The 2140-nt window shown below is 67.9% G+C and carries 2 protein-coding genes and 2 pseudogenes; all 4 read left to right on the forward strand.

Features of this window, described 5'->3' with window-relative positions:
• Positions 1–251, forward strand: a pseudogene (locus tag WAW17_RS07100) (PRC-barrel domain containing protein); the annotation flags it as partial.
• Positions 251–682 (forward strand): PRC-barrel domain-containing protein, encoded by a 432-nt coding sequence (locus tag WAW17_RS07105; RefSeq protein ID WP_422332291.1) that lies wholly within the window; start codon positions 251–253, stop codon positions 680–682. The pseudogene WAW17_RS07100 and the gene WAW17_RS07105, both read left to right, overlap by 1 nt.
• Positions 683–1268: 586 nt before the next feature.
• A complete protein-coding gene (locus WAW17_RS07110) occupies positions 1269–1709 on the forward strand; it encodes a hypothetical protein (protein ID WP_422332292.1) in 441 nt (146 codons plus the stop codon).
• 150 nt (positions 1710–1859) lie between these two features.
• Positions 1860–2140 (forward strand): annotated as a pseudogene (locus WAW17_RS07115) (recombinase family protein); the annotation flags it as partial.

Consider the following 2140-nt stretch of genomic DNA (forward strand, 5'->3'; position numbering starts at 1 on the left):
TGGTCGATGTGATCGTCGAGGTCGGCGATTCCGAGAGCACGCAGTGCGATGTCGTCGGGTATGAGATCGAATCATCGGAGGCGTTGGGGCACAAAGGAACCAGGGTGCTTCTCCCGTTGCCGGACACACTCGCCGCGTCCGGGGAACACCTGATGGTGCCCGCGAGCGCGACCGGCTTCGTCCGTGATGACCTGGCGGGTTTCGGTGCCGCCGTCGCCGCGTTCCGGGCGCAACTGAAAGGGCCACGCTGATGCGTTTCTCCGCTGCCGTCGGACGGCAGGTCGTCGGCACCGACGCCGCCGACACGGTCGGTCAGGTCGCCGGGTTCGTTGTCGACCCGGCCGGGCGCCGGGTGGTTGCGGTGCAGGTGAAAAAGTCTGGGTCGGGCACCGTGTTGCGGTGGTCGAGCATCGGCAGCTTCGGCGACGACGCGGTCATCGTCCGCGGCCCGGGCGCGGTCGGCGCACCCGACGCAACGATCACGGCGCTGACCGGCAAGGACCACGACCTGGTCGGTAAACGGGTGCTGACCGCGGCGGGAAACGAGGTGGGCACGATCGCCGACGTCGACTTCGATCCGGATTCGGGGGCGATCACCTCCCTGCTCCTCGATGCAGGGGAGGTGGCCGGGGTCCGTCTTGTCGGGGTCGGCTCCTACGCCGTCGTCGTCGACACCGATTGACCGAACCGCGTGTCGGGAACCATGTCCATCCACCACCCACCGACCGGTCCACTTCCGCTCTTCGACGCCCGCGGCCACCGCGGACTGATCGAGCGACTCGTTCTCGGCCCAGCCGAGCGCGCAGACCAGAACAGGCGCTAGCACCAGCGGATCCCCGGCCCGCAAACCCGGCTCACGCGGCCACTGCGGGTACTCACCGCCACCGGGCTCGGCGGGCTGCTCGGCGGATGGGTGATCCCTCGCGCCGTTCCTGTCCGGCTACGCCCCCGGTACCGACGCCACCCCCGCCACCGTCAACGACCTCTTCGTCGGCCTCGCCGTCGTCGCGGTCACGTCGACGCCCGCACTGCCACCACCGCCGACTGACCACCCCCATCAGCGCCTGCCGCCATCGCTCGCTGCCCGGGGACACGAGGCAAGAGGACGCCACACCCCCGTGGCCCGTCCTCGCGTGGCGAACAATGCCGGTGCGACGGCCAATGGGACTCGAACCCGCCGATGACCGTGATTTCGTCCGCACCCGCTCCCCGATCCGGCAGGATGGATACACGGTCTCGAAGTGTCCACAGTCGGACGGTGCGGGTAAATGAAACGCATTCTGCACGTGCTGATCAACGTCGCCTTGTGCGCGCTCGCGGTCGTCGTGTTCCTCGCGGTGTTCGGCTCCTCCCGGGACACGACACCACATCCGCTCGCCGACAAGACGTTCACGATCCACGGCCGGCCGACGACGTGCAGCACGCTCTTCGGGCAGGCGTGCGACTACAGCCTCCAGTCCGAGTACAACCGGTGGGGGAACGGACTCGAATCATTCGTCGAGTCGAGCCCGCTGGGCTCCTACGCCACCGATATCGGGTTCGTGGCCTCGGCGAAGCTCAGCCTGCAAGCGTGCGGGCTCGCCCGGACCGCGGGAAAAACAGTCCTGGAATTCGAGGCCTTGGCCCGGCGCGAGCACCCCGACGCCACCAGTGCGCAACTGTTCCCGTTCTGGAACCGGACGCGACAGGGGCTGTGCCCCAAGCGATGAGCCGTCAGCATCGCCGGGACGGCACCATCGAACCCCCGCGCATACCTCTCGGCAATCCGGTGCCGCGGGGCGTTGCCGCCGCAGGTGGTGGGTGCCCGGTTGTCCAGTCGGGCCCATTCGTACAGATCTCACTTTCGGTACGCCCCAGAAATGGAGTTGGGATACGCCCGGGTATCGACGAGCAAGCAGGACCTCGCACGGCAGATCGACGCGCTCACGGAGGCCGGGATCGACCCTCCGAACATCTACGTGGACAAGAAATCCGGGGTCGCCACCCACCGACCGACCGGGGTTGCTGGCGCTGCTGGGCTACACCCGAACTAATGGGCGATGTCATCGTGGTGCACACCCTCGACCGGCTCGGCCGCACCGTCAGCGACACCCTGAACCTGGTCCATGACCTGCGCCAACGTGGCATCGGTTTCCGGAAC

Origin of the sequence: Rhodococcus sp. (in: high G+C Gram-positive bacteria) (assembly GCF_049286785.1) — a bacterium.
In the GTDB taxonomy this organism is placed as follows: Bacteria; Actinomycetota; Actinomycetes; order Mycobacteriales; family Mycobacteriaceae; genus Rhodococcus_F.